General features: G+C 73.2%; 23 protein-coding genes. 15 read left to right on the forward strand and 8 right to left on the reverse strand.

Translation table 11 applies throughout. The features are described from left to right. Nucleotides 1-195 precede the first annotated feature (195 nt). From ACLJN9_RS08235 to ACLJN9_RS08245, 3 genes are read left to right on the forward strand one after another with little or no spacing between them, the layout of a single operon-like run. Nucleotides 196-2040 (forward strand): ABC transporter, encoded by a 1845-nt coding sequence (locus ACLJN9_RS08235; RefSeq protein ID WP_410810499.1) that lies wholly within the window; start codon nucleotides 196-198, stop codon nucleotides 2038-2040. Continuing rightward, a complete protein-coding gene (locus ACLJN9_RS08240) occupies nucleotides 2037-3722 on the forward strand; it encodes a GTPase (protein WP_410810500.1) in 1686 nt (561 codons plus the stop codon). The genes ACLJN9_RS08235 and ACLJN9_RS08240 overlap by 4 nt, the downstream gene beginning before the upstream one ends. 57 nt (nucleotides 3723-3779) lie before the next feature. Then, on the forward strand, nucleotides 3780-5003 hold the full coding sequence (locus tag ACLJN9_RS08245) for a hypothetical protein (RefSeq protein ID WP_410810501.1): 1224 nt from the start codon (nucleotides 3780-3782) through the stop codon (nucleotides 5001-5003). 97 nt (nucleotides 5004-5100) lie between these two features. Here the strand turns inward: ACLJN9_RS08245 and ACLJN9_RS08250 are convergent, their stop codons facing one another. Next, complete coding sequence (locus ACLJN9_RS08250) at nucleotides 5101-5724, reverse strand: phosphoesterase PA-phosphatase (protein ID WP_410810502.1); 624 nt, start codon at nucleotides 5722-5724, stop codon at nucleotides 5101-5103. A 34-nt stretch (nucleotides 5725-5758) separates the two neighbouring features. Here ACLJN9_RS08250 and ACLJN9_RS08255 point away from each other — a divergent pair, with 34 nt between their 5' ends. From ACLJN9_RS08255 to ACLJN9_RS08285, 7 genes are all read left to right on the forward strand, one after another. After that, nucleotides 5759-6691, forward strand: a complete 933-nt coding sequence (locus ACLJN9_RS08255) for a hypothetical protein (RefSeq protein WP_410810503.1) — start codon at nucleotides 5759-5761, stop codon at nucleotides 6689-6691. 414 nt (nucleotides 6692-7105) lie between these two features. Further along, complete coding sequence (pdhA, locus tag ACLJN9_RS08260; RefSeq protein ID WP_410810504.1) at nucleotides 7106-8281, forward strand: pyruvate dehydrogenase (acetyl-transferring) E1 component subunit alpha; 1176 nt, start codon at nucleotides 7106-7108, stop codon at nucleotides 8279-8281. Then, nucleotides 8281-9270 (forward strand): alpha-ketoacid dehydrogenase subunit beta, encoded by a 990-nt coding sequence (locus ACLJN9_RS08265; protein WP_410810505.1) that lies wholly within the window; start codon nucleotides 8281-8283, stop codon nucleotides 9268-9270. Before pdhA ends, ACLJN9_RS08265 begins: the two co-directional genes overlap by 1 nt. Continuing rightward, the gene (locus ACLJN9_RS08270; protein ID WP_410810506.1) at nucleotides 9267-10760 is read left to right on the forward strand and encodes a dihydrolipoamide acetyltransferase family protein; all 1494 of its coding nucleotides are present in this window, start codon (nucleotides 9267-9269) and stop codon (nucleotides 10758-10760) included. Before ACLJN9_RS08265 ends, ACLJN9_RS08270 begins: the two co-directional genes overlap by 4 nt. A gap of 210 nt (nucleotides 10761-10970) precedes the next feature. Next, entirely contained in the window at nucleotides 10971-11108 is a 138-nt protein-coding gene (locus tag ACLJN9_RS08275) for a hypothetical protein (protein WP_252417041.1), read from the forward strand. A 341-nt stretch (nucleotides 11109-11449) separates the two neighbouring features. Further along, entirely contained in the window at nucleotides 11450-14158 is a 2709-nt protein-coding gene (locus ACLJN9_RS08280) for a hypothetical protein (RefSeq protein ID WP_410810507.1), read from the forward strand. A 105-nt stretch (nucleotides 14159-14263) separates the two neighbouring features. Then, nucleotides 14264-16096: an NHL domain-containing thioredoxin family protein gene (locus tag ACLJN9_RS08285; RefSeq protein ID WP_410810508.1), complete on the forward strand. Its 1833-nt coding sequence runs from the start codon at nucleotides 14264-14266 to the stop codon at nucleotides 16094-16096. A 3-nt stretch (nucleotides 16097-16099) separates the two neighbouring features. On the opposite strand, the gene ACLJN9_RS08290 is transcribed toward ACLJN9_RS08285, so the two are convergent. Genes ACLJN9_RS08290 through ACLJN9_RS08300 form a run of 3 tightly spaced genes read right to left on the reverse strand, consistent with a single transcriptional unit; the run spans nucleotide 16100 to nucleotide 18358 of the window. After that, nucleotides 16100-16849 carry a LamB/YcsF family protein gene (locus ACLJN9_RS08290; protein WP_410810509.1) on the reverse strand — a complete coding sequence of 250 codons (750 nt, stop codon included), beginning with the start codon at nucleotides 16847-16849 and terminating at the stop codon, nucleotides 16100-16102. Next, complete coding sequence (locus ACLJN9_RS08295) at nucleotides 16833-17696, reverse strand: biotin-dependent carboxyltransferase family protein (RefSeq protein ID WP_410810510.1); 864 nt, start codon at nucleotides 17694-17696, stop codon at nucleotides 16833-16835. Before ACLJN9_RS08295 ends, ACLJN9_RS08290 begins: the two co-directional genes overlap by 17 nt. Next, entirely contained in the window at nucleotides 17693-18358 is a 666-nt protein-coding gene (locus ACLJN9_RS08300; RefSeq protein ID WP_410810511.1) for a 5-oxoprolinase subunit B family protein, read from the reverse strand. Before ACLJN9_RS08300 ends, ACLJN9_RS08295 begins: the two co-directional genes overlap by 4 nt. A 107-nt stretch (nucleotides 18359-18465) precedes the next feature. Between ACLJN9_RS08300 and trhA the strand changes: the two genes are divergently transcribed. After that, nucleotides 18466-19143: a PAQR family membrane homeostasis protein TrhA gene (gene trhA, locus ACLJN9_RS08305; RefSeq protein ID WP_410810512.1), complete on the forward strand. Its 678-nt coding sequence runs from the start codon at nucleotides 18466-18468 to the stop codon at nucleotides 19141-19143. A gap of 122 nt (nucleotides 19144-19265) precedes the next feature. Continuing rightward, a complete protein-coding gene (locus ACLJN9_RS08310; protein WP_410810513.1) occupies nucleotides 19266-19805 on the forward strand; it encodes a SixA phosphatase family protein in 540 nt (179 codons plus the stop codon). Between the two features lie 42 nt (nucleotides 19806-19847). Here the strand turns inward: ACLJN9_RS08310 and ACLJN9_RS08315 are convergent, their stop codons facing one another. The 4 genes from ACLJN9_RS08315 to ACLJN9_RS08330 form a co-directional block, all read right to left on the reverse strand. After that, nucleotides 19848-20117, reverse strand: a complete 270-nt coding sequence (locus tag ACLJN9_RS08315) for a DUF6458 family protein (RefSeq protein WP_410810514.1) — start codon at nucleotides 20115-20117, stop codon at nucleotides 19848-19850. A 227-nt stretch (nucleotides 20118-20344) separates the two neighbouring features. After that, nucleotides 20345-22201, reverse strand: coding sequence for an acyl-CoA dehydrogenase (locus ACLJN9_RS08320; RefSeq protein WP_410810800.1), 1857 nt, complete (start codon nucleotides 22199-22201; stop codon nucleotides 20345-20347). A gap of 139 nt (nucleotides 22202-22340) precedes the next feature. Beyond that, nucleotides 22341-23468, reverse strand: a complete 1128-nt coding sequence (locus ACLJN9_RS08325; RefSeq protein ID WP_410810515.1) for a PP2C family protein-serine/threonine phosphatase — start codon at nucleotides 23466-23468, stop codon at nucleotides 22341-22343. A 101-nt stretch (nucleotides 23469-23569) separates the two neighbouring features. Next, the gene (locus ACLJN9_RS08330; RefSeq protein WP_410810516.1) at nucleotides 23570-24202 is read right to left on the reverse strand and encodes a septal ring lytic transglycosylase RlpA family protein; all 633 of its coding nucleotides are present in this window, start codon (nucleotides 24200-24202) and stop codon (nucleotides 23570-23572) included. 187 nt (nucleotides 24203-24389) lie between these two features. On the opposite strand from ACLJN9_RS08330, the gene ACLJN9_RS08335 reads away from it, so the two are divergent. The 3 genes from ACLJN9_RS08335 to ACLJN9_RS08345 are packed head-to-tail and all read left to right on the forward strand — an operon-like array spanning nucleotide 24390 to nucleotide 26119. Next, nucleotides 24390-24941, forward strand: a complete 552-nt coding sequence (locus ACLJN9_RS08335) for a phosphoribosyltransferase family protein (protein WP_410810517.1) — start codon at nucleotides 24390-24392, stop codon at nucleotides 24939-24941. Next, on the forward strand, nucleotides 24938-25633 hold the full coding sequence (locus ACLJN9_RS08340) for a hypothetical protein (protein WP_410810518.1): 696 nt from the start codon (nucleotides 24938-24940) through the stop codon (nucleotides 25631-25633). The genes ACLJN9_RS08335 and ACLJN9_RS08340 overlap by 4 nt, the downstream gene beginning before the upstream one ends. 57 nt (nucleotides 25634-25690) lie before the next feature. Beyond that, a complete protein-coding gene (locus ACLJN9_RS08345; protein WP_410810519.1) occupies nucleotides 25691-26119 on the forward strand; it encodes an ASCH domain-containing protein in 429 nt (142 codons plus the stop codon). The last annotated feature ends 6 nt before the right edge of the window (nucleotides 26120-26125 follow it).

A 26125-nucleotide genomic window follows, 5' to 3' on the forward strand; every position in this document is an offset into this window, starting at 1 on the left:
GTGCAGGTGACGGGCGTTGCCCGCGGGCTGCCTGGCGGGCACCGCCCGCAGCGGGCCACACACAAGTTGAGTGAACCGGACTCAATAGTGCCACGCGCCGACGAATCGTCAAGTCGGGTTGAGCCGACCCGACGCAACCCAGCCGTTATTACCGTCCGGTTGTCTTCCCTTGCATCGGTCGTGCACGCTTTAGCGGTGACGACGCCCGGCGATCCCGCCACCCGTTCCGGCGCGCCCGCCGTCGCAGCCCGCAGCGGCCCGCCGGACGCCGCGGAGGAGCCGCCCGCCACCACCGGGGACGACGGCCTCCCCGGCGCGCTGACGGGCCTGCGGGCCGCGATCGGCGCGACCCGGTATCCCCTCGCGCTGCCCTCCGCCGGATCGGCCCGGCAGTCCGCCATCGCCCTCACCGACCAGCTCGACGACTACCTGCTTCCCCGGCTCGCGCGACTGGACGCGCCGCTGCTCGTGGTCGTGGGCGGCTCCACCGGCGCGGGCAAGTCGACCCTGGTCAACAGTCTGGTCAAGGCCAGGGTCAGCGCCGCCGGTGTGCTCCGGCCGACCACCCGCTCGCCGGTGCTGGTCTGCAACCCGGCCGACGCGGCCTGGTTCCGACAGGGTGAGCTGCTGCCCGGCCTGACCCGCACCACCGAGCCCAGTGAAGATCCGCGCGCCCTGCACCTGGTCACCGCCCCGGCCCTGCCCGCCGGGCTGGCCTTCCTCGACGCTCCGGACATCGACTCGGTGGTCGACGCCAACCGGGCGCTCGCCGGCCAGTTGCTTGCCGCCGCCGACCTGTGGCTGTTCGTCACCACCGCCGCCCGCTACGCCGACGCGGTGCCGTGGGAGCTGCTGCGCAGCGCGCGCTCCCGAGGCGCGGTGATCGCCATGGTGCTGGACCGGGTGCCCGCTCAGGCCAGCGACGAGATCGCCGCGCACCTGACCGAGATGCTCGCGGCACAGGATCTCGGGCGGGCTCCACTGTTCGTGCTGCCGGAGACCTGGGTCGACGGCCAGGGGCTGCTGCCCGAGGGGGTCACCGCCCCACTGGCCAACTGGTTCGCCCGGCTGGCCGCCGACGCCGACGCCCGGGCGGCAGTCGTCCGGCAGACCCTGGACGGGGCGTTGGCCGCGCTGCACCCGGCCGTCGAGGAGCTGGCCGACGCCGCCGACGAGCAGGTCGCCGCCGCCGACGGTCTGGACGAACGGGTCCGGGCCGCCTACCGGAATGCGCAGCGGACCGTCGAGCAGGGTCTACAGGACGGTCGGCTGCTGCGCGGCGAGGTGCTGGCCAGGTGGCAGGAGTTCGTCGGCACCGGAGAGCTCTTCCGCACCCTGGAGGCACGGATCGGGCGACTGCGCGACCGCGTGGTTGCCGCCGTCACCGGCCGGCCGGCACCCTCCGCCGAGCTGCGCAACGCCATCGAGTCGCAGCTGGTCACGCTGTTGCGGGGGGTGGCCTCGGAGGCCGCCGAATCCGCGTACACCGGGTGGAAGGCGCACCCGGCGGGCAGCGGACTGCTCGAACCGGCGCTCGCCCACCCGAGCGACGACCTGCCCGAACACGCCGAACGGATGGTCCGGGACTGGCAACGCGGCGTGCTGGAGCTGGTCCGGATCGAGGGCGGCGACAAACGGTTCGTGGCCCGCACCGCCGCGTACGCGGTCAACGCCACCGGGCTCGCCGTGATGATCGCCGTGTTCGCGTCCACTGCGTTCATCCCGACCGGGCTGGAGCTTGCCACCGGTGCCGGCACCACGGTCGCCGCGCAGGCCGTACTCCAGGCGATCTTCGGCGACCAGGCGGTGCGTACCCTCGCCGCCAAGGCCCGCGGCGACCTGCTGGACCGGGTGCGGACGCTGCTCGACGCGGAGGCCGCCCGCTTCCTGACCCGCACCGCGGACGCCCGCCCCGCCGCGGAGGCCGGCGACGGCTTGCGCCGGGCCGCCGGCCGGGTCGAGCTGGCCCGGCACCGCAGCGGCCTTGCCACCGGCAGCGAGGACTCGCTGCCGGCCGCCAACGAGGAGGGCTCCCGGTGAGCAACATCACCGGCCGGATACGCGAGGCGTTCCGCGGCGACCAACGGGTCGACCCCGACGCGCTCATCGCCCGCCTCGACGCCGTACGCCGGTTCCTGGCCGCGGTGGACGGCCTGCTGCCGGACGCCCAGCTGGTGCCCGCGCACACCCTGGTCGAACGGGCCGGCACCCGGCTCGCCCTGTCCAGGGACCACACCGTGATCGCGCTGGCCGGCGCCACCGGCAGCGGAAAGTCCAGCATGTTCAACGCCCTGGCCCGGCTGGAGCTCTCACCGGTCGGGGTCCGCCGACCGACCACCGGTGTCACGCACGCCTGCGTGTGGGGGCCGCTGGAGGGCGCGAGCCGGCTACTCGACTGGGTCGGCGTGCTGCCCCGGCACCGCTTCGTCCGGGAGAGCGCGCTGGACGCGGACGACGAGACCGCGCTGCACGGGCTGATCCTGCTCGACCTGCCCGACTTCGACTCGGTGCAGCGGTCCCACCGACTGGAGGTGGACCGGCTGCTCGGCCTGGTCGACCAGGTCGTCTGGGTGGTCGACCCGCAGAAGTACGCCGACCGGGTGATCCACGACAGCTACCTGCGCGAGTTCCACCGACACCGCGACGTCACCCTGGTCGTCCTCAACCAGGCCGACCGGCTGCCTCCGACGGAGCTGCCCCGCGTGCTGGACGACCTGCGTCGGCTGCTCGACGCGGACGGGCTGACCGGCGTGCCACTGCTGGCCACCGTCGCCATCGACCCGGCCGGGATGGTCGGGCTGCGTAGCGCGCTGGAGCAGACGGTCGCCGAGCGGCAGGCCGCCCTGCGCCGGCTAGCCGGTGACGTCGACACCGTGGTCGCCACGCTGGACGAGCTGGTCGGCTCGGCCGCGCCGCCGCGGGGCCCGGACGACGCCACCGTCCGCGATCTGGACCGGGCACTGGCCGGCGCGGCCGGCGTACCGGCGGTCACCGAGGCGGTGGGTCAGGCGTACCGGCACCGGGCCGGCGCCTCCACCGGCTGGCCGGTCGTCCGGGGCTGGTGGCGGCTGCGGCCCGACCCGCTACGCCGGCTGCACCTGCCCGGCCCGGCAGGCGACCGGTCCGAGCCTGCGGAGAGTCTGGCCGCGGCGACCTCGGTGCCGGATCCGACCGCGGCTCAACGCTCGGCGCTCGGCCTGGCGATCCGCGCGGTGGCCGACCGTGCCGCCCACGACCTGCCCGCCGCCTGGCCGGCCGCGGTCACCACCGCCGCCCGGTCCCGCCTCGCCGACCTACCGGACGCGCTGGACCGCGCGATCGCCGGGACCGACCTCGGCCTGGGTCGTCGACCACTCTGGTGGCGACTGGTCGGTGGCGTGCAGTGGTTGGTCACGCTGGCCGCCGTGGTCGGGCTGGGCTGGCTGGTGCTCGGCTACCTGCTGCGGGCACTCGGCCTACCCGCGCTGGACAACCCGATGGTCGGGCAGGTGCCACTGCCCACCCTCCTGCTGCTGGGCGGGCTGCTGGCCGGGCTTCTGGTGGCGGCGCTGACCCGACCGCTGGTGCGCTGGGCGGCCCGACGGGCCCGGGCCCGCGCCGAGCAGCGGCTGACGGCCGAGGTCGCACGGGTGGGCGACGAGTACGTGCTCGCGCCGGTGCGAATCGTGCTCGACTCGTACGGGCAGGCACGCGACGCGCTGCGGGACGCCGCCCGGCGCTGACGCTGCGCACGGCTCGCTAGCACTCGACGTACCCTCCCGGCGGCGTAGGGTCGGAACATGGCCACGCCTCAGACCCCCTACGACGCGGTGCTGCACGCCGCACGCGACGTGACCAAGCTGGAGTCGGCACTGGACGCCGAGATGCTCGGCAGCGCGCTGCTGGGCAGCGTCTACGCGATCGCGGAGACCGACCGCGACACCGCCGTACGGGAGTTCGTCACCGGCTTCCTCGCCGCCACCGCCCGCCGCCGGACCGCGGCGGCGACCACCATCCGACAGGTCTTCGCCTCGCTCGTTCCGAGCGCCGAGGGCACCGAGCGGGTGCGACCGGGCAGCCAGGCGCCGGCCTGGTCCGGGCAGCTCGGCCGGGTGCACCTCACCGGCAGTTGGGCGTACGGCGACGTGTACGGCGACCAGACCTCCTATCTCGCGACCTTCGCCTACGACGACGAGGCAGGCGGCCCCGAGCACGCACTGGTGGCCCTGGTCGACCACAACATCGGCATCACCAAGGACGTCTTCGTCGGCGGGCCGGCGGAACGGATCCTGGACCAGGTGCGGCAGATGTGCGCGGACGACGAGCTGACCTGGTTCCGCACCGAGGACCCGGCCCGGCTGCGCGGCGAGGTGGCCCGGCATCTCGCGGTCACCGACGACCTGGGCGAACTGCCCGGCGAGGGTTCACTGTCCACCGACCGCGCGCTGGTCGGCGCCCGGCTGGCGGTTCTGCCGAGCGCAGCCGACCCGACCGGTCCGACGGAGGTCGGTCCGCTCTCCGCCGCTGAGCGTACGGACCTGGTCCGGCGGTTCCTGGCCGCGCCGGAGGCGGCCCGTTTCGGGCTGGACACCGTCGACGGCCCGGAGCTTGCCTCGCTGCACTTCTGCCTGAGCCTGCTGCTGGACCACTCGGCGAGCTTCCCGGAGGCCGACCCGATGCGGTGGAGCCCCGCGGTGTCCGGGCTCTTCCTGCTCGACTGGGTGCACCGCCGCGCGGTGCTGGACATGGACGACGCGGCGATGCTGCCCCGGGTCCTGCGCGCCTGGGCGCGGTACGCGTCGCGCCAGCGCGGCCTGCCCGAGTCGGCTGCCGCGCGCACCGACGAGGCGATCGAGGAGATGGTGCCGGAGTTCGCCCGCCTCTATTCCACCGGTGAGCGGCGTAGCCCCGCCACGGCGGCCGTCGCCCAGCTGATGGCCGACGGGGTGGACCCGGACGACCCGGCCGCGCTCGACGCGTGGATCGAGGCGAACCGGCACCGTCTCGCCGACGACGGCGCCTGACGGCATCCGGGGCGGGCGGCTCCTCGCCGCCCTCCCGTGTGCCCCGGTCGCGCCCGCAGCCCGCCGGCGGGCACAGCAGGCCCGGCCAGCGCGGCAGTCAGCGCAGCAGGCCGAAGACCACCCCGGCGATCAGCGCGCCGAGCGCACCGCCGGCCAGCACCTGCGGAACGGTGTGGTCGCGCAGCCGCACCCGGGACCAGCCGACCACGGCCAGCAGCGGCGCGGCGACGAGCAGCCGGCCACCGTAGGTCAGCGCCAGGATGACCAGCGTGCCGGCGGCCACCGCCGAGTGGATCGACATCTTCCACCAGTGACTCACCGACACGGCGACCACCAGGCCGACCAACCCGGCCACCGCCAGCGCCAGCAGCGGGCGGGGCGCGTCGAGTACGGCGAGCAGGGCCAGCCCGGCGGCGACGGAGCCGAGGCCGACCAGCAGCGGCACCCGGCGTTGCTCGCGACGGCCGATGTGGTGGTCGGTGAGCCGGCCCCGGCGTACCCCGCCGACGATGTAGGCGAAGGGAATGCCGGTGACGAAGAGCGTGGCGAGCAGCCCCCACGCCAGGCCGTGCGCCGCACCCGGGGCGCTGTGCCAGCTCACGGCGACGATCAGCAGCGACACCAGGACGGCGGGCGCGGTCACCTCGGTGACGAGCCGGGCGACCCGCAGCCCGGGGCCGGGCCGGGTGGGGGCCGGGCGGAGTTCCGCACCGCCGCCCACGCCACCCCCTCCGGTATCCGGCGGCACCGGTTCGGTGGCGCCTGCCCGTCACCGTACCGGCGGAGGCACCGCGCGGTGCGTCGGTCCGGCGAGCGGCGACCGGCTCAGCGGAGGCGTCGACGAGGTGGAGGAGCTGGGCCGGCTGCCGATCGGACCGGAGGGTGCGGGCGGCGTGGGCGAGGCGGGCGGCACCGACAGGGTGCTCGTCGGCACCGCGGTCGGGGTCGAGGAACCAGTCTCGGCCGGCGTCGCAGTCGGGCTCGACGTCGAGGTCGGGCTCGGCGTCGAGGTCGGGCTCGGCGTCGAGGTCTGGCTCGGCGTCGAGGTCGGATCGGGGTCCGGCGGGTCGGTCGGCGACGGCACCGGCGACGGGCTGGGCGGAGGTGCGGCCGGCGGTGTGCTCCGGGTAGCCCTCGGCACCGGCGGCGGCACCGCCCGGTGGGGGGGCTCCCGGTCGACCACGGCCGGCCCGAAACCTGGCCGACCAGGAGTACGCCGGGGAGCGGCGGGCGGCAAACCGTTGGTCGCCGTCGGGCCCACGCTGGGCGTACCGGGGGGCGGAAGCGCCGGTTGGCTGGTCGCTGGCAGCGGAATCACCACCGGCCCGACCGACGGGGTCGGAATGAACGGGGTGCTGCTGTCCGGTAGCGCGGTGCTGCCGGGGGTGGCCGAGCCTGCGCTGATCGCGGCGAGGATGGGCATCGAGGCGGTGCCGGCCAGCAGCGCGACGGTGAGCAGGTATCCGCGGGAGGCGCCGGCACCGGACGCGCGGTGCACGCCGACCACCGGGCGGTATCCACCGCGCGACCGGTGCCTGCCGAGTGCGGGCGGGCCCGGACCGTCACCTGGCTCGTACACCGCACACCCCTTGTCGTGGCCGTTGCAGGACGCGGATGGACACCGTCGGTTGAAAAAACCTGGCAAATCGCTCGATCGGCGCGATCCTGAGGTAAACAGCCTCGCCTAGTTACCCTGCGTAAGCCAGGCTCTACCGCGTGTCGACACGCGGAGATGACCGAACGGTGACGAACCATCGCCGGATCGACCCGTGGCCGCGTCCCGGCACGATGGCGACAAAGAGCGTCAAAGGGGGGACGGTCGGAATGCGGGGCGGGCGTACTGTGGGCGCGCTCACCTGCTCTGCGAATATGGAGCACGACGGCAACGCAGCCGCGACCTCCGCGCACCCTCGCGGCAGGCGCGGTTGAACGCCGGCGCTCCCGATCCGGGTTCGGCCAGAACCCGGCTCACGCCGTGCGGCAACCCCCACCGGGGCTAGGCGCGGCCGCCAGGAACCGGTCCGGCAGCAGCCGGACAGGCGCACGAGTTGCGCGGCCGGGTGACCCCCCGGTGCCGACGCAGACACGACAGGGAGAGACCGATGGCAAAGGGCGACCCCGGGGGCACCACCCGCAGCAGGCGGGCTGCACCCCGCTCCAGGAAGGGCGCGGCCGGCAATCCGGAGCTGGTGCAGCTACTCACCCCCGACGGCGAGCGGATCGACAGCGCCACCGGGCCGGACGGCACGGAGTACCGTGTCGACTTCACCGACGAGGAATACCGCGGGCTCTACCGCGACCTGGTGCTGGTCCGCAAGCTCGACGCCGAGGCGACCGCTCTCCAGCGCCAGGGCGAGCTGGGCCTCTGGGCCAGCCTGCTCGGCCAGGAGGCCGCTCAGGTCGGCTCCGGGCGGGCGCTGCGAACGCAGGACATGGCCTTCCCGACCTACCGGGAGCACGGCGTCCTCTACTGCCGGGGCATCGACCCGATCATGCCGCTCGGCCTGTTCCGAGGTGTCGATCAGGGCGGCTGGGACCCGAACGAGTTCAAGTTCAACATGTACACGATCGTGATCGGCGCGCAGACCCTGCACGCCACCGGCTACGCCATGGGCATCACCATGGACGGCAGGACCGGCACCGACGACGGCGAGGCGGCGATCGCCTACTTCGGTGACGGGGCCACCAGCCAGGGTGACGTGAACGAGGCGTTCGTCTGGGCCAGCGTGTTCAACGCGCCGCTGGTCTTCTTCTGCCAGAACAACCAGTACGCGATCTCCGAGCCGCTGGAGCGGCAGACCCGGGTCCCGCTCTACCAGCGGGCCGCCGGCTTCGGTTTCCCCGGCGTACGGGTGGACGGCAACGACGTGCTGGCCTCGTACGCGGTCACCCGTACCGCGCTGGACAACGCCCGGCACGGGCAGGGCCCGAGCCTGATCGAGGCCTACACCTACCGGATGGGCGCGCACACCACCTCCGACGACCCGACCCGCTACCGGATCGCCAGCGAGGTCGAGTCGTGGCAGGCCAAGGACCCGATCTCCCGGGTCAAGGTCTTCCTGGAGAAGCAGCAGATCGCCGACGCCACCTTCTTCGCCGAGGTCGACGAGCAGGCCCGCCGCGAGTCGGTGCACCTGCGCGAGCGGGTGCTCGACATGCCCAACCCGGAGCCGGTGACGATGTTCGACCACGTCTACCCCAACGGGTCTCCGCTGCTCGACGAGCAGCGCGCGACGTTCAACCGCTACATGGAGTCGTTCGAGGGGAGCGCCCACTGATGGCCACGGAGACGCTCACCCTCGGCAAGGCCCTCAACACGGGCCTGCGCCGCGCCCTGGAGACCGACCCCAAGGTCATCATCATGGGCGAGGACGTCGGCAAGCTCGGCGGCGTCTTCCGGATCACCGACGGGCTCCAGAAGGACTTCGGCGACCAGCGGGTGATCGACACCCCGCTGGCCGAGTCCGGCATCATCGGCACCGCGGTCGGTCTGGCCATCCGCGGCTACCGCCCGGTCTGCGAGATCCAGTTCGACGGTTTCGTCTACCCCGCGTACGACCAGATCGTGTCGCAGGTGGCGAAGATGCACTACCGCTCGGGCGGCAGGCTCAGCATTCCGATGGTCATCCGGATTCCGTTCGGCGGTGGAATCGGCGCCGTCGAGCACCACTCCGAGTCGCCGGAGGCGTACTTCGCGCACACCGCCGGCCTGAAGGTGGTGACCTGCTCCAACCCGCAGGACGGGTACGTGATGATCCAGCAGGCGATCGCCTCGGACGACCCGATCGTCTTCCTGGAGCCCAAGCGGCGCTACTGGGAGAAGGGCCAGGTCGACCTGGACGCGCCGCTGGCCGACGCGTACCCCCTGCACTCGGCCCGGGTGGTGCGGCCCGGCACCGACGTCACGTTGCTGGCCTACGGGCCGATGGTGCGGACCTGCCTGGACGCGGCGACCGCCGCCGCGGAGGACGGCCGGGAGTTGGAGGTCATCGACCTGCGCTCGCTGTCGCCGCTGGACCTCACCGCGGCGTACGAGTCGGTGAAGCGCACCGGCCGCGCCGTGGTGGTGCACGAGGCGCCGTCGAACATCGGCCTCGGCGCCGAGCTTGCCGCACGGATCACCGAGGAGTGCTTCTACTCCCTGGAGTCGCCCGTGCTGCGGGTGACCGGCTTCGACATCCCCTACCCGGCCGCCCGGGTGGAGGAGGAGTTCCTGCCCGACCTCGACCGGGTGCTCGACGCCGTCGACCGCTCCTTCGGCTGGTGAGCGACATGTCCCGGATCAAGGAATTCAACCTGCCCGACCTGGGTGAGGGGTTGACCGAGGGCGAGATCCTGGCCTGGCTGGTCAAGGTCGGCGACACCATCGAGCTGAACCAGCCGATCGTCGAGGTGGAGACGGCCAAGGCGGCCGTGGAGATCCCGGCGAAGTGGGCCGGTCAGGTGCACAAGATCTTCTATCCGGAGGGGACCACCGTCGAGGTCGGTGCACCGATCATCGCGATCGACACCGACCCGGGGGCTGGCGCGCTGTCCACCACCGGCGCACCGGGCGACGACCTGCCCACCCCGTCGGCCGCCTCGCTGGCCGCCGTCGAGGTGGCGCCGGCCGAGGGCATGGTCGAGCCCGGTCTGATCGGCGGCCCGGCTCCGGGCGGCCGAACGGCGGTGCTGGTCGGCTACGGCCCGCGTACCACCGCCGCGAAGCGCCGCCCGCGCAAGGGTGCCGTCCCGGCGCAGGCCCCGGAGGCGGTCGATCATGGAGTTGTCCTGGGTGACGAACCCACGACGACCCCCACGGTTCCGGCGCCACAGGTCCACGACCGACGCAACGGGGCGAACGGCGGCGGGGCGGTCGGCGGTGGCCTGGTGCTGGCCAAGCCGCCGGTGCGCAAGCTCGCCAAGGACCTCGGGGTCGACCTGGGCGCACTCATCGGGTCGGGGCCGCTGGGCTCGATCACCCGGGAGGACGTACAGCAGGCGGCGAGCGGGGCCGTGGCGGTGGCCGAGCCGATCGCGGCGACGTCCGTGGCGACGAGCGCCGCGAGCTTCGGCGCGGACCGCGAGCAGCGCATCCCGGTCAAGGGAGTACGCAAGCTGACCGCCGAGAACATGTCCCGCTCGGCGTTCACCGCCCCGCACGTCACGGAGTTCCTGACGGTCGACGTGACCCGGGCCATGAAGGCACTCGACCGGCTGCGGGGCCGGCGGGAGTGGCGCGACGTCCGGGTCTCGCCGCTGCTGCTGGTGGCGAAGGCCGTGCTGTTGGCGGTCAAGCGTCACCCGATGGTCAACTCGACCTGGGCCGGCGACGAGATCGTGGTCAAGGAGTACGTCAACCTCGGCATCGCCGCGGCCACCGAGCGCGGCCTGATCGTGCCGAACGTGAAGGACGCCGGCCGGCTCTCGTTGCGGGAGCTGGCGGATGCGCTGACCAACCTGGTGCAGACGGCGAAGTCCGGTCGCACCTCACCGGCGGACATGTCCGGCGGCACCCTGACCATCACCAACGTCGGGGTGTTCGGGGTGGACACCGGCACGCCGATCCTGCCGCCGGGCGAGTCGGCGATCCTGGCCTTCGGTGCCGTGCGGGAGATGCCGTGGGTGCACAAGGGCAAGGTCAGGGTGCGTCAGGTGACCACGCTGGGGCTCAGCTTCGACCACCGCATCATCGACGGTGAGTTGGGCTCGAAGTTCCTGCGCGACATTGGCGACTTCCTCGCCGACCCGGAGGCGGCGCTGCTCGCCTGGACCTGAGCGTCCGAACACCGAGGTCACGGCCGGTGTGCCCAGGGTTAACGCCCGGCACACCGGCCGTGTCCGTTCCGGAAACGAAACGTCGGCGACCAAGCCTCTTGACCTTCGATTGTTAGGCAAGTGTCCCAGCTCACCTAATAATCGATGGAAGTCGGTCGGCTTCTGCTGTTGAATAGAGACAACAGGGGCTGACAACCAGAGGGACCACAAATGAGCATGATCGAGCGCATCCGCAACCACCGCGACGCAACCCGCCGCGCCCGTGCCATCGAGCACGCGCTGCGTTCCGCGACCTCGCCGGCGGTCCGCGAGGAACTCCTCGTCATCGCCCAGCGTCACATGAGCTGACGCTCCACCACCTACCCATCTCCTCCAGATCGATGGCCCACCGGGTTCCCCGGGTGGGCCACCGGCGTTTCTCACCCCCGGACACCGGGATTCCGCCGTGCCGCAGCGCCCGGTACGGTGGGCTTCGGTCGCCGCCCGCCGGCCCCGCACACGCCGACCCGACAGCACCTGCTCGACACCGACCGGCGACGCGGAGTCACGGTCGGTGCTCCTTGGACGCGCCGTGCGGCCACCGGATACCGTGCGGGGGGCCGGCACGGCGGTATGCCGGTGACGCCGGCAGCCATGCCGACGAGACCGATCGGCACCGGCGGCCGACATGTGATGGAGGAGGCGCACCCATGACGTCCGAGGGCCCGCACCGCCCCGGCCAGGAGCCGGACGAGGTGTCTCCGGGCGCTGGCGGACCGGCGCCGTACGGCGACCGCCCGGCGCAGCCGGACAACGGCTACAACGCCGCTGGCCCTGACCTGGGTTGGGCACCCCCACCGCCGACGCGGCAGAACCCGTCGGCGCCGAACTGGGCGGTCCAGCCCGAGCAGCCGCCGAACCCCGCCTGGGGTGCCGCCGCGGCACCGCACCCCACCGAGCCTGCGCAGCCCGCGTGGGCCACCGGCGGTGCCGCGAGCGAGCCGCCGCAGCAGCCCGGCACCTGGCCCCGCACCGGTGCCGCGTCCGACCATGCGCAGCCCGCCCCCTGGGCAGAGCAGCAGCAGGGTTGGACGCCAGCCGAGCAGACCGCCCCCACCTGGGGTGCCGACGCGCCCGAACAGCCGGACTGGGCGCAGGCCCAGCCAGCCGCCGCGCGGGGTGCCGCACAGGTCCCGCCGGCCACCGCCGCCTGGCCTGCCCAGGAAGACCCGGCCCGCTCCGGAGGCTGGAGCACCGACTCCCTACCGGACGACCCGGCCCGCTCCGGTGGCTGGGGCGCGGCGCAGGCCAACCCGCCCGCCGGCGAGTGGCGCGGCGCCGAGACGGCGCAGCCCGAGTCGCCGCAGGCCACCGGCTGGTCCGGTGTCAGCGGTCAGCAGGACGACCAGGCCAGCTCCGGTGGCTGGGCCACCGGTGCCGCCGCACGTGCCGACCAGCCGGTGTGGACGCCCGCCGAGCAGGCACCCCAGACCTGGGGCCAGGCCGCCGAGCCGACCGAGCAGCCGACTCCCGGATGGGGACAGGCCGAGCCGGCCGCCGCACGTGGCGCGGCGCAGGTGCCAGCACCCGCGGCCAACTGGCCCGGCCAGGACGACCCGGCCCGCTCCGGCGGCTGGGCCGCACAGCAGCAGGTGCAGCGCACGGGATGGGGCGACGGCGCCGACGTCCAGCAGGACGAGGCCCCGCAGCCGCCCGCCTGGGGTGGTGCCGAGGGCCGTCCTCAGCAGCCGGACTGGGTGCTCCCGGCGCAGGACCAGCCGACCGACCGGCCGGAGCCGGCACCATGGACCCCGGAGCAGACCGGCGCTCGGGCCAGCGCCAGCGTGTCGGGCAACGACGGGGCACCGGCCTGGGCCGCCGCCCCGGACGATGCCGCCCAGGGCAGCGCCGCCGTGCCGGCGGTCCAGCCGTGGGCACCTGGCGAGGTGTGGGGCCGCGCCGAGGCGGAGGCATCCGCCCAGTCCCGCGGCGGCTGGGGAGCCGACCGTGTCGACGAGCCGCCGGCCTACCAGCCCGGCCCCGCGCCGGGCATCTCGCCGGCCAACGCGGTGCCGCTGCCCCCACAGGAGCAGCGCGTTCCAGGCGCCAGCCTGGCCGCCGCCCCACCGGTCGACTACGCACCGGCCGCCCAGTTCGCCGCGATCCCCGAGCAGCCTTCCTACGCGGAACGGGAGACCCCGGACGCCGCCGCGCAGTACGAGGCGGAGCCGACCGGTTGGGGCCGCGCCGAGGAGCCCGCCGCAGGCGTTGCGGTGGTGCCCGCCCCGCGTACCTCCCCGGAGTCCGGGGCAGGCCGCGCGGTCGTGCCGGTGCCGGAGGCCGAGTCGCCGGCCGGTGCGGTGGGCCGGGCCACGGCGAGTGCCTCGGTGCCACTGGCCAGCCGTGTGATGCCCCCGACCGACCAGGCCATCCGGCCGACCGGCACGCCCACCCCACAACCCCGGGTGTACGGCCGTGCGGCCCAACCCGAGCCGGAGCAGGCCGCGCCGGAGGCGTTCCAGGCCGACCCGGGTCCCGAGCGCCAGGGCACCCCCGACTGGCAGAACGGCCCCGACCGTCATGGCGCACCCGACTGGCAGGACGGCGCCTCGCGGCAAGCCGAACCCGACTGGCAGAGCAGCCCTGACCGTCAGGGAGGCCCCGGGTGGGGCGGCGACTCCCCGGCCGAACAGCGCTTCGACGACCAGGACCGGCCGTCGGCACCGACCAGCTACGGTGCGGCTGCGGCTCCGGCGTTCCCGCCCGGTGTGCCGTCCTTCGTCGATGCGCCAGGCAATAACCGGCCGGTGAACGGGGTCCGCCCCCAGTCGGGCGCCGAACACCCGGCCGACCGTTTCGGCCCCGGTTCACCGGCGGCGGGCTCCGCTGCGGTGAACGGTACGGCCGGCTTCGGCGGGTCGAGCTTCGGCGGCGGGCCGACCACCGAGCCGGCACCCCGTGCCGGCTTCACGGCGACCTTCCCGGCGGCGTCCCACCAGTCCGGGCCGTCCTGGGGCCAGCAGACCGGCGAGTCCGACCAGGGCCGGTTCGACGCGTTCAAGCCGGACGCTGACGAGCCGAAGGCCGAGCCGCCCGCGCCGAAGGTGCGCAACGGCCGGGTGCTGGCCGCGGTGCTGATCGCCGCGGTACTCATCCTGGCGGTGCCGCTCGGCCTTCTGATGCTGCTCGGCAAGTTCGGCGGCAAGGACGAGGCACCGGCCTTCGACCCGGCGGTCGGCACCTGCGTGAAGAGGTCCGGCCAGGGCGCCTCGGAGGCGAACTGCGGTGAGGCCGACGCGTTCACCATCGTTTCCAAGGTGGATTCGAAGGACAAGTGCACTGATACGACGCAGCCGCACGTGGTGCTGCCCGGTGACGGCACCAACCGGGTGCTCTGCCTGAAGCCGGCGACCAAGTAGACACACCGACGGCGGGGCCACGGGGAATTCGTGGCCCCGCCGCTGTGTCGCCCGATTACCGCCCCTCCAACCGAGGTTGGGCTGGAGGTCAGGCACGATGGGGTCATGAGCGCACGAGTACGGGCCCCCGAACTGCGCGGTCGGGGCTGGCTGAACACCGGTGGACGCGATCTGAAGCTCGCCGATCTGCGCGGCAAGATCGTCTTGGCCGATTTCTGGACCTTCTGCTGCATCAACTGCCTGCACGTGCTCGACGAGCTGCGCCCGCTCGAGGAGAAGTACGGTGACGTGCTCGTCGTGATCGGCGTGCACTCGCCGAAGTTCGAGCACGAGAAGGACGCCGGCGCGCTGGCCGCCGCCGTCGAACGGTACGGGGTGCACCATCCCGTACTCGACGATCCCGAGATGGACATGTGGCAGCAGTACGCCGCCAGGGCCTGGCCGACCCTGTCGGTGATCGACCCCGAGGGGTACGTGGTGGCCACCATGGCCGGGGAGGGGCACGCCGAAGGGCTGGCCCGGTTGATCGACGAGCTGATCGCCACCCACGAGGCCAAGGGCACCCTGCACCGGGGTGACGGCCCGTACGTCCCGCCGCCGGCGCCGGAGACCGCGCTGCGCTTTCCGGGCAAGGCGGTGGTGCTGCCGAACGGCAACCTGCTGGTCTCGGACTCGGCCCGGCACTCCCTGGTCGAGGTGGCGCCCGACGGCGAGACGCCGGTGCGACGGATCGGCTCGGGCGAGCGGGGCCGGGTGGACGGGCCGGCCGGTGCGGCGGCGTTCTCCGAGCCGCAGGGGCTCTGCCTGCTGCCCACGCACGTCGCCGAGGTGGCCGGTTACGACCTGGTGGTCGCCGACACGGTCAACCACCTGCTGCGCGGCGTACGCCTGGAGACCGGTGAGGTGGTCACGGTGGCCGGCAGCGGGCGGCAGTGGCGCGCCTCGGTCGATGACCACGCGCACGACGCGTTGGCCGTGGACCTGTCGTCCCCGTGGGACCTGGCCTGGTACGACGAAAAGTTGATCATTGCGATGGCGGGCATCCACCAGCTCTGGTGGTTCGATCCGATCAAGCGGACCGCCGGTATGTACGCCGGCACCACGGTCGAGGCGTTGCGCGACGGTCCCCTGGCCGAGGCGTGGATGGCGCAGCCGTCGGGGCTCTCCGTCTCCGCCGACGGCGCCCGCCTCTGGATCGCCGACAGCGAGACCAGTTCCGTCCGGTACGTCGAGAACGGGGTACTCGGCACCGCTGTCGGGCAGGGCCTGTTCGACTTCGGGCACTCCGACGGGCCGGCGGAGTCGGCGCTGCTCCAGCACCCGCTCGGGGTGTGCGCGCTGCCGGACGGCTCGGTGTTGATCGCGGACACCTACAACGGCGCGGTGCGCCGCTTCGACCCGGCCAGCGGCCAGGTGTCCACGGTCGCCGACGGGCTGGCCGAGCCGAGTGACCTGGTGCTCACACCCGGCGGCGGGGTGCTGGTGGTGGAGTCCGCCGCGCACCGGCTGACCCGGCTGGCCCCGGGGGCACTGTCGGCGGCCGGTGCCAGCACGGTGGACGGCCCCCGGCACCGCACCGAACGGAAGCCGACCGACATCTCGGCCGGCGAGGTCACCCTGGACATCGTCTTCACTCCCGCGCCGGGCCAGAAGCTGGACGAGACGTACGGGCCGTCGACCCGGCTGGTGGTGTCGGCCTCCCCGCCGGAGCTGCTGGTCGAGGGCGCCGGCACGGGCACCGAACTGTCCCGCCGGCTGGTGGTCAACGCTGGGGTGACCGACGGGGTTCTCCAGGTCACGGCGCAGGCGGCGACCTGCGACGCGGACGTCGAGCACGCCGCCTGCCACCTGACCCGACAGGACTGGGGGGTTCCGATCCGGGTGGTCGACGGCGCCGCGGCACGGCTCCCGCTGGTGCTGCGCGGCCTGGACGCCTAGCGCTCAGGCGAACGACGCGAGCGTGACTCCGGCGTCGATCAGCGAGGCGCGGACCAGCTCGGTGGCGGAGACCGCGCCGGGGGTGTCGCCGTGTACGCAGATCGAGTTCACCGGGCAGGGGATGACCGTGCCGTCCACCGCCACCGTGGTTCGTTCGGTGGCCATCCGTACGGCGCGGGTGGCCACCTCGTCGGGGTCGGTGATCAGCGCGCCGGCTGTGCCGCGCGGCACCAGAGCGCCGTTGGGCAGGTAGCCGCGGTCGGCGAAGCCCTCGGCGACGACCGGCAGACCCGCTCCGACGGCGAGCTGGGCGAGCATCGAACCGGGCTGGCAGAGCACGGGCAGATCGGGGTTGTGGCCGGTGACCGCGGCGACCAACGCTGCTGCCTGGGATTCGTCGGTGCTGGCCACGTGGTAGAGCGCGCCGTGCGGCTTGAGGTAGCGGACCCGGGTGCCGAACAGCCGGCAGAACGCGTCGAGCGCGCCCAACTGGTAGGTCACCTCGTCGCGCAGCTCGATGAAGTCGTACGCGATGCGCCGCCGGCCGAAGCCGGCCAGGTCGCGGTAGCCGACCTGCGCGCCCACCGCGACCCCGCGCTGCGCCGCGCCCTCACAGACGCGCCGCATGGTGGACGGGTCGCCGCCGTGGAAGCCGCAGGCGACGTTGGCGGAGGTGACCAGGTCCAGCAGCGCCTCGTCGTCGCCGAGCCGCCAGATGCCGAATCCCTCGCCGAGGTCAGCGTTGAGGTCCATGGAACCTGACGGTAGTGCCTGGCCGGGCCTGCGCGAGCGGGGTCACGTCGGTCACCACCCCGATGACCGGGTAACCGCCGGTGGTCGGATGGTCGGCAAGGAAGATCAGGGGTTGTCCGTCCGCCGGAACCTGCACCGCGCCGAGCACGATGCCCTCGCTGGGCAGCTCGCCGGCGATCGCGCGGGGCAGCGGCGCGCCGGCGAGCCGCGCGCCGACCCGGTTGCTCACCGGGCTGATGGCGTACGCGGTGCCGAGCAGCCGGTCGAGCGCGGTCGGGGTGAACCAGTCCTCGCGAGGGCCGGGGCGAAACCTCAGGTGCAGCTCCGGTGGGGCGGCCGGACCGACGGTCAGGTCCACCGGCGCGGGCGCCCCGAACGGCACGCCGAGCGGCAGCCGGTCGCCGTCGCGTAGTGGAGGCGGACCGAGCCCGGAGAGGGTGTCGGTGGCCCGGCTGCCGAGCGCCGGCGGCACGTCGATCCCGCCCGCCACGGCCAGCCAACTCCGTACGCCCCGACGGGCCGGGCCGAGCCGCAGCACCGTCCCGGCCGGCACGGTGAGCGGACGTCCGGTGTCGCCGGGCCGGTCGCCGGCCTGAACGGACACCTCGGCGCCGGTGATCGCCACGGTGGTGGCCCGGGTCAGCCGCAGTGTGCAGCCGGTCAGGGTGATCTCCAGGCCGGCGGTGTGCTCCGGGTTGCCGACCAGCCGGTTGGCCAGCCGCAGGGCGACCGGGTCGAGGGCGCCCGAGCGGGGTACGCCCAGGTGGGCCCACCCGGGCCGGCCCAGGTCCTGCACGGTGGTGAGTGCGCCGGCGCGGAGCACCTCGATTTCGGGCGGCCGGGTCATGCCGCCGCCAACCGGACCGGGGTCCCCGGGCCGAGTAGCGCCGGCGGTTCGGCGTGCACGTCGAAGAGGACCAGGTCGGTGCGGCCGACCAGCAGCCAGCCACCCGGGGACGCGCCCGGATAGATGCCGGCGTACGGGCCGGCCAGGGCGACCGAACCGGCCGGCACCCGGGGTCGGGGGGTGGCCAGTCGAGGTAGTGCCAGTTCGGCGGGGAGCCCGGTGAGGTAGGGAAAGCCGGGGGCGAAGCCGCAGAAGGCGACCCGGAACGGGGTACCGGTCAGCCGGTGCAGCACGGTCGGCACGTCGGTGCCCCAGTGCTCGGCGACAACCGGCAGGTCCGGTCCGTCGAACTGGACCGGAACGACCACCCCGGCGCCCTCACTGAGGTCGTCGCCGCTCATTCGACTCGCCGCGCCGTCGTTCGGGCTGGCGGGAAGAGTGCCGGCCCACCGGGACAGCAGGTCAGCTGTCGCGGCCGGGTCGGGCACGCCGTCGAGCAGGACGGTGCTGGCCGCCGGCACGATCTCGGTGGCGATCAGCTCGCCCTGCTCGCGCCGCCGCCACAGCTCGGCTCGCCACGCTTCGACCAGGGCGGCCCCGCCGTCGTGGGGGGCGGCGCAGTCGAGCAGCAGGGCGTGCGCGCCGACGGGTCGGATCCGCATCCGTTCATCCTCGCCGATGTCGTGCCGGCGAGGTGTTCACGGCGACGGTGCCGGGCGTCACCGGTACGACTACTTGCAAGTAACCTACGGTGCCGTAACCTGATGTCGTGACCACCTCCGCTCCGCTCCGACTGAAGCCGGTCGACATCGGTAAGCCCCGGATGCGCGGCTGGCTGCACACGTACGCCTTCTTCGTCGCTCTGGTCTGCGGCATCGTGCTCTGCGCGATCGCCGCCACCCGACCCGGGTGGGCACCCCTGGTGAGCTGCGTCGTCTACAGCCTGACGGTCTGCGGGCTGTTCGGCACCAGCGCCCTGTACCACCGTCGAGTGTGGTCGGAGCACGGCTATCAGGTGATGCGCCGGATGGACCACTCGATGATCTTCGTGTTCATCGCCGGTACGTACACACCGTTCTGCGTGTTGTTGCTCGAGCCCCGGCCCGCCACCGTGATGCTGGCCCTGGTCTGGGGTGGCGCGCTTGCCGGCGTGGCACTCAAGGTGATTTGGCCGCACGCGCCGCGCTGGGTCTCGGCGCCGCTCTACCTGGCACTGGGCTGGGTGGCGGTGGCCATGCTGCCGCAGATCCTGCACGGCGGCGGCGTCGCGGCGCTGGTGCTGCTGATCACCGGCGGGGCGATCTACAGCGTCGGGGCGATCTTCTACGCGCTGCGCCGACCCAACCCGTGGCCGACCGTCTTCGGTCACCACGAGTTCTTCCACGCCTGCACCCTGCTGGCCGCGCTCTGCCACCACATCGCGATCTACTTCGCCCTGTTCGCCTGACCGCTCGCCGAGCCGGGCAGACGCGAGCCGGGCCCCGCCACGCTGCGGGCGGCCATCGGTAGGGGTGCGGCATCCATCGACTTACCCCGGCACGGAGATCGCCAGTCGGGCAAGCTGGTGGCATGACGGACGTCCCCGCCGAGACACGGACACTGGTGCTTCTCCGGCACGCGAAGGCCGAGCAGGGCAGCGACGACACGGACGACGCCGAGCGACCGCTCAGCGTACGAGGGCAAGCCGACGCCGCAGCGGCCGGCGCCTGGCTGGCTCAGCAGGCGCTGCTGCCCGACGTGGTGATCTGCTCGACGGCCCGACGCACCCGGCAGACCTGGCACGGGGTGGCAATGGGAATGACCGGTTCGCCTCCGGAGGGCGGACCGGCCGGCCCCCGCCCGACGGTCCGCTACGAGCCCGGCGCGTACGACGCCCATCCGGAGGAGTTGTTGGCCCTGGTCCGCACCGTCGACCCGACGGCCCGAACGGCGCTGTTGGTCGCCCACAATCCAGGCATCTCGCTGCTCTCGGCGCTGCTCAACCCGCAGGGAATGGAGGGGGAGGGGTTGCGGACCGCCGAAGTGGCGGTCCACCGCAGCACCCTCGCCTGGACGGAGCTGGACCGCGCGGCGGCACCGATCACCGATCGGCACACGGCACGCGGCTGAACCACCCGCCGGGTGTCGACGGGTGGTCCAGACGTGGGCGGCTCAGGAGGGTGGCGCGGTCGGCGGCGGAGGGTCGGGCGGCGGCGGCATCATGGCCGTCGGATGGGAGAGCCGGTTCTCCTCCACGATGAGGGTCCGTGCCCGCTTGCGCCGGTCCTGCCAGAACCACAGCGTCGTCAGCAGTACGCCCAGCCCGGCCAGGATGAACACCCAGCCGACCGCGCGCAGGTCTATCCACCAGACGTTGGCCCTTATCGCGAAGGTCAGGATGGCGCCGATCGCGATGAGAAAGATGCCGCTTCCTACACCCATGTGCGCTGCACTCCCCCGTGCGGTGGCTCTGGGCGTTCTCTGACGTGGACACGCGACGGTTACCCGCCCCGCAGCCCACCTACCCGCACAGCCCCGCCCAATAGCGGGACCGGCCGCCGTTGCGCCACCGGCACGGCGCGACGGCCGGCGAGGCAGTCGCCTCAGCCGGCCGTCGGTGTCGGCGCCGGGGGTGCGACCCGGAACCGGTCAGGTGTGCCGTGGCACGGTCAGAAGGCCTCCTCCGGGAGGTCCATGATGTCCAGGTCGGCGCCCTCGATGATCCGCCGGTCCGCCCCGATGCGCGGCAGCACCTCACGGGCGAAGAACCGGGCAGCGGCCACCTTGCCGGTGTAGAACGCCTTGTCGGTGGCCGAGACCTCGCCGGCCAGCGCCGTCAGCGCCACGTCGGCCTGCCTCTGCAGCAGCCAGCCCACCACCAGGTCGCCGATGGCCAACAGGAAGCGGCGGCTGCTCAGCCCGACCCTGTAGAGCGCCCTGGTGTCACCGCCCTGCGCCTCGGCCAGCCAGCCGGTCAGCACACCGACCATGTTCTGGATCTCGGCGAGTGCCTTGCCGAGCGCCTGCCGCTCCTCCTTGAGCTGGCCGTTGCCCGCCTCGGAGGCGATGAACTCCTGGATCTCGCCGGAGACCGCCAGCAGCGCACCGCCGTTGTCCCGAACGATCTTGCGGAAGATCAGGTCCAGGCTCTGGATCGCGGTGGTGCCCTCGTACAGAGTGTCGATCTTGGCGTCCCGGACGTACTGCTCCAGCGGGTAGTCCTGGAGGAAGCCGGAACCCCCGAAGGTCTGCAGGGCCTCGTGGCCGAGCATCTCGTACGCCCGCTCCGAACCGACGCCCTTGACCAGCGGCAGCAGCAGGTCGTTGACCCGCTTGGCCAGCCGGGTGGCCTCCTCGTCGCCGGCCGCCTCGGCGATCGCGACCCTGTCCTGCCAGGAGGCGGTGTAGAGAACAAGAGCACGCAGACCCTCGGCGTACGACTTCTGCAGCAGCAGCGACCGGCGTACGTCCGGGTGGTGGGTGATGGTGACCCGCGGAGCGGTCTTGTCCGCCTGCTGGATCAGGTCGGCGCCCTGCACCCGGTTCTTCGCGTACTCGAGGGCGTTGAGGTAGCCGGTGGAGAGGGTGGCGATGGCCTTGGTGCCGACCATCATCCGGGCGTACTCGATGATCATGAACATCTGCCGGATGCCGTCGTGCTTGTCGCCCAACAGCCAGCCCCTGGCCGGTACGCCGTGCTCGCCGAAGGTCACCTCGCAGGTGTTGGAGACCTTCAGGCCCATCTTGTGCTCGACGTTGGTGGCGTAGACACCATTGCGCTCGCCCAGCTCGCCGGTGTTCTCGTCGAAGTGGTACTTCGGCACCACGAAGAGCGACAGGCCCTTGGTGCCGGGGCCGCCGACGCCCTCCACGCCCACCGGGCGGGCCAGCACGTAGTGCACGATGTTGTCGCTCAGGTCGTGCTCGCCCGAGGTGATGAAACGCTTCACGCCCTCGATGTGCCAGGTGCCGTCGGGCTGCTCGATGGCCCGGGTGCGGCCGGCGCCCACGTCCGACCCGGCGTCCGGCTCGGTGAGCACCATGGTCGAGCCCCACTGCTTGTCGATGAAGAGCCTCGCCCACTTCCGCTGCCGCTCGTTGCCCTCGACGTGCAGCACGTGCGCGAAGGACGGGCCGGAGGCGTACATCCACACCGGGGCGTTCGAGCCGAGCACCAGCTCGGCGAGCGCCCACCAGAGGGCTCGCGGGGCGTTGGTGCCGCCCAACGCGGGCGGCAGATCCAGGCGCCAGAACTCGGAATCCATGAACGCCTGGTAGGACTTCTTGAACGACTCCGGCAGCGGCGCGGTGTGCGTGGCCGGGTCGAAGACCGGAGGATTGCGGTCACTGTCCGTGTAGCTGGCGGCCAGGTCCTCGCGGGCGAGGCGGTCGACCTCGGCGAGGAAGCTGCGGGCGGTGTCGGTGTCGAGATCCGAGTACGGCTCCTGGCCGAACGCCCGGTCCGCCCCGAAGACCTCGAAAAGGTTGAACTCGAGGTCCCGGAGGTTGCTCTTGTAGTGGGTCATGCTCACTGGCCCCGCTTCCGGACAGGTGTTACCGATCAGTAACCCCGACTGTATTACTCGCGGGTAGCCAGCGACAAGCGGATCGCGTAAGTGACGGCCATTACACAGTGGCCCCGACCGAGGGCGGCCTACTGATCGGTCAGCTCTCGGTGGCGCCGACTTCCCAGCTCGGGACGGCCGCCGCCACGCCGGTCCGCGCCCCCACGTACTCCATCAGGACCAGCGCGATGTCGTCGTCGAGCCGACCGTGCACCCACTCGACCAGGGCCGTCTCCAGCGAGGCCAGCCCGTCGGCGACGGTGCCGTGGCCGAGCAGCCGCCACGCCCGGTCGGCGGTGGGGAAGAACTCACCGTCGCGTCTCGCCTCGCCGAGACCGTCGGTGAACAGCAGCAGCCGATCACCGGGCTCCAGGCGCTCCACCCGGGGGCGGACCACCGGCATGAATCCGAGCGGAGGCGCGGGCGCCGGCGGCTCCAGCGGGATCACCGCGCCGCGACGCAACAGCAGCGGCGGCGGATGGCCACAGTTGACGATGGTGAGTGTGCCGCCGCGTTCCTCCACCAGCGCCGCGGTCACGAAGTCCTCGTCGCCGACGTTGCGGGCCACCGCCCGGTCCAGATCCGCGACCACGGCGCGCAGGTCGGCCCGCTCGTAGGCCACGTGCCGGTAGGAACCGAGGACGATGCTGGCCAGCCGGACGGCGTCCAGGCCCTTGCCGCGTACGTCACCGATGATCATGCGTACGCCGTACGGCGTGTCGATCGCCTCGTACAGGTCGCCGCCGATCTGCGCGGTCGCCGTGGACGAGATGTAGCGGCCGGCCACCGAGAGCATGCCCACCTGCGGACCGAGCGGACGCAGCACAGCCTGCTGGGCCACCGACGCGAGCTTGGACAGCTCACCGATCTGCTCCGCCTGCCGCTGCCGCATCGACGCGACCGCCACGGCAAGCCCGGTGACGAGTGCCACCGCGACCACGTTGACCGACGTGACCAGAAAACTCTTCGGCTCGACCACGGCGAAGCCGGCCCCGATCAGGGTGGCCGCGGTACCCACGCCCAACACCACCGACCAGGACGCCAGCGAGGCGGCGAGGATCGGGGCAGCCGCCAGCAGTGCCACGTAGTGCGCCTGGCGCCCGTCGGCCAACTCCACCGCCGACACGATCGCGAGCAGAACGAGGGCCGCGCCGAGGCCGGCGCGGGATCCGGGGCTCAGCGGGCGACGGCCCGACTGGAGGAGTCGCGTGGGTACGAGGGACAGCATGCCTGATCCGCGTGAACAGGTGAGTGAACCTGGCCTGTCGTCCGAGGATGTTCTGTCCGCCCGGCCCCGCCGTCCGGCCGGACCGGCGTCCGGCACGCCGGTCAGCCGAGTACCTCGTACCTGACGGTGAGCGCGCCCACGTCGACCGAGGCGATGGTGGCGAACGCGGCCTCGGAAAGGTCCAGGCAGCGGCCGTCGACGAACGGGCCGCGGTCGTTGATGCGCACCACGACCGACTTGCCGTTGCTCGGGTTGGTCACCCGGACCCTGGTGTTGAACGGCAGGGTCTTGTGGGCAGCGGTCAGCTCGCTCGGGTCGAACGACTCGCCGTTGGCGGTGAGCTGCCCGTCGGAGTAGAAGGAAGCGCCACACGAGCCGCTGTCCAGCACCTTCGGCGCCGCGGTGGTCTTCTTGGCGGTCGGGCGGGGCTTCGGTGGGGCGGTGCGGGTCTTGTTCCGGGAGGCTGCCTGCGGCGACCGGCTGGCGGACGGGCTGGCCGTCACGCTCGGTGAGGCGCTGGCGCTCGGGGAGGTGGCCGGGGAGCTGGCGGCGAGGCTACTGGCGATGGTCGTCGGGGCGAACTCGACGGCGGCCGACCCGGGCTGGGCGGAGCCCGAGGTCAACTGCACGGCGCCGACGGCGCCTCCGACGGCGAGGGCGACGCCGACCGCCGCGGTGGCCGCGATGCCCGCCCGAGAGGAGAAGATGCGGGTACGGGAGTGTCGAGCAGCCACCGGCCGGGTCCTTTCGTCGACTGAACAAACCGGATCGGACCGTAACGAGAGAAGCACTTCCGAAGTCAACGTGATCATTGTGGTATGCCCGCATTTGCGCTGGTACGTGTAGCCGATCATCCGAGCCGGGGTGGGCCGCCCGGCCCGGGTGCCGACCGGCCGGGCACGGGTGCCCCAGGATGGGCGGATGCCCACCGAGCTGACCGAACGCCTCACCACCCTGTTCCGTTGGATCGACCCCGGGCCGGGTACCAGCCACCTGGTCAGCGACATCTCCGGTTGGTGGCGGGACCCGGAGGTGCTGGCCGGCCTGGGGCCGGCTCTCGTCGCGCCGTACCGGGTCGACCGGCCGACCGTGGTGCTCGCCCCGGCGGTCACCGGGCTGCTGCTCGGGCCACTGGCGGCCACCGCTCTCGGGGTCGGCTTCGTGGCCGCGCACAAACCTGGCGACGGGCGGCTGCCGGCCGGGCCGCTCACCTGGGCGCAGAGCCCACCGGACTACCGTGGCCGGCGAGTCGACCTGGCCGTGCGGGACCGGCACCTCGGCCCCGGCGACCGTGTCCTCGTCGTGGACGACTGGGTGCGCACCGGAGCACAGATCCACGCCCTGTACGACATCTGCGCGACCCGCGGCGCCCAGGTGCTGGGCACCTCCGTGGTGGCCGTCGACTGCCCGCCCGACGTCGCCGCCGACCTGCGGATCACCGGCCTGATCGCCGGCGCGGACCTGCCGGCTTGACGACCCCGCAGCGACTCGCCGAGCTGGGACAGGCCCTCGGCTACTGGGCGGCCCGCTGGCAGCCGGTTCCCGGCGCCGACGATCTCCTCAACCCGGCCGGTGACCCGACGGCGTCGGGCGAGCACCTCGCCACCGAGTCGGGCGGGCCGGACTCCGACGGGCCGGACGTGGTCGCCGCGCTGGGCGGGCTGCCCCGGATCGACGACCGCTCCGGAGGCGTCGTGGAACGGTTGGGCCGGCTGCCAGGCGTACCCCGGTGGGAGCCCGCGCTCGCGGCGCTGCGCCCCGCGCGGACCCCCGCCGAGGCGGAGCGGGGGCTCACCACGCTGGTGCACCGGGCCGCCCTGGACTACCTGTGCTTCGGGCACGCCGCGCCGGTGATGCTGGTGCACGCGGTCACCGCGCCGACCGCGGTGCTGCGTACCCTGCCGGCACTGGACCGTGCGCTCTGGGCGCCGAGCCTCGCCGCGGCCTGGGCCGCGACGGCGGCCATGACCTCGGTGTACGCCCCGACGGACGGGATCGCGCCGCCGACCGTGCAGGCCGGAACCCCGGCGGAGGTCTTCGCCCGCGCGGCCCGACACGGCGACGAGCACGTGGTCAAGCTGGCCGACGCCGTGCTCGATGCCCACGCCGCCTCCGGCGACGACCGGCTCCTCGCCGCCGCCGGCTATGCCGGCCAGCTGATCTGAACAGGGGCGGCCGAATTGCGGCGGCGGCGCGGAGCGCACTGGCCTAGCCTCGGCAGGATGTGGCCTCGGATCGGCAACCTGCGCACGCTCGCCCTCGGCACCCCCGGCGAGCTGCGGGCGACACTGAACACCCTGGTGCTGGCCGGCGTGAAGACCGCCACGGCCGGCCGGCTCGCCGAGTACGCCGAGGAGGGCGAGGAGCTGGAGCAGGTCGGCGAACGGCTGGCCCTGGTCGACGACGACGCCCTGGCCGGCGTCGTGGAGATCACCGGTGTCGAGGTGGTCCGCTTCGCCGACGTGCCCTGGGACTTCGCCCGCGCCGAGGGTGAGGGTGACCGCTCGATCGAGGAGTGGCGGACCGGCCACTCGGCCTACTGGGCGCGGATCGGCACTCCGGTCGACGACGACACCCCGATCGTCTGCCTCCGGCTACGGCTGGTCTCCGGCGGCGAGGGCGGCGTCGCCAGCGGCGACCTCGGCACCTGAGCCCCC

The sequence above is a fragment of the Micromonospora sp. 067-2 genome (genome assembly GCF_046549295.1).
In the GTDB taxonomy this organism is placed as follows: Bacteria; Actinomycetota; Actinomycetes; order Mycobacteriales; family Micromonosporaceae; genus Micromonospora.

Excerpts from the sequence above, each read along its gene's own strand:
- ACLJN9_RS08245 (WP_410810501.1), top strand. The coding sequence starts at position 3,780 with ATGGCCACGCCTCAGACCCCCTACGACGCGGTGCTGCACGCCGCACGC.
- pdhA (WP_410810504.1), top strand. The coding sequence starts at position 7,106 with ATGGCAAAGGGCGACCCCGGGGGCACCACCCGCAGCAGGCGGGCTGCA.
- ACLJN9_RS08280 (WP_410810507.1), top strand. The coding sequence starts at position 11,450 with ATGACGTCCGAGGGCCCGCACCGCCCCGGCCAGGAGCCGGACGAGGTG.
- ACLJN9_RS08320 (WP_410810800.1), bottom strand. The coding sequence starts at position 22,201 with ATGACCCACTACAAGAGCAACCTCCGGGACCTCGAGTTCAACCTTTTC.
- ACLJN9_RS08345 (WP_410810519.1), top strand. The coding sequence starts at position 25,691 with ATGTGGCCTCGGATCGGCAACCTGCGCACGCTCGCCCTCGGCACCCCC.
- ACLJN9_RS08310 (WP_410810513.1), top strand. The coding sequence starts at position 19,266 with ATGACGGACGTCCCCGCCGAGACACGGACACTGGTGCTTCTCCGGCAC.
- ACLJN9_RS08300 (WP_410810511.1), bottom strand. The coding sequence starts at position 18,358 with ATGCGGATCCGACCCGTCGGCGCGCACGCCCTGCTGCTCGACTGCGCC.
- ACLJN9_RS08290 (WP_410810509.1), bottom strand. The coding sequence starts at position 16,849 with ATGGACCTCAACGCTGACCTCGGCGAGGGATTCGGCATCTGGCGGCTC.
- ACLJN9_RS08265 (WP_410810505.1), top strand. The coding sequence starts at position 8,281 with ATGGCCACGGAGACGCTCACCCTCGGCAAGGCCCTCAACACGGGCCTG.
- ACLJN9_RS08325 (WP_410810515.1), bottom strand. The coding sequence starts at position 23,468 with ATGCTGTCCCTCGTACCCACGCGACTCCTCCAGTCGGGCCGTCGCCCG.
- ACLJN9_RS08295 (WP_410810510.1), bottom strand. The coding sequence starts at position 17,696 with ATGACCCGGCCGCCCGAAATCGAGGTGCTCCGCGCCGGCGCACTCACC.
- ACLJN9_RS08335 (WP_410810517.1), top strand. The coding sequence starts at position 24,390 with ATGCCCACCGAGCTGACCGAACGCCTCACCACCCTGTTCCGTTGGATC.
- ACLJN9_RS08275 (WP_252417041.1), top strand. The coding sequence starts at position 10,971 with ATGAGCATGATCGAGCGCATCCGCAACCACCGCGACGCAACCCGCCGC.
- ACLJN9_RS08315 (WP_410810514.1), bottom strand. The coding sequence starts at position 20,117 with ATGGGTGTAGGAAGCGGCATCTTTCTCATCGCGATCGGCGCCATCCTG.
- ACLJN9_RS08285 (WP_410810508.1), top strand. The coding sequence starts at position 14,264 with ATGAGCGCACGAGTACGGGCCCCCGAACTGCGCGGTCGGGGCTGGCTG.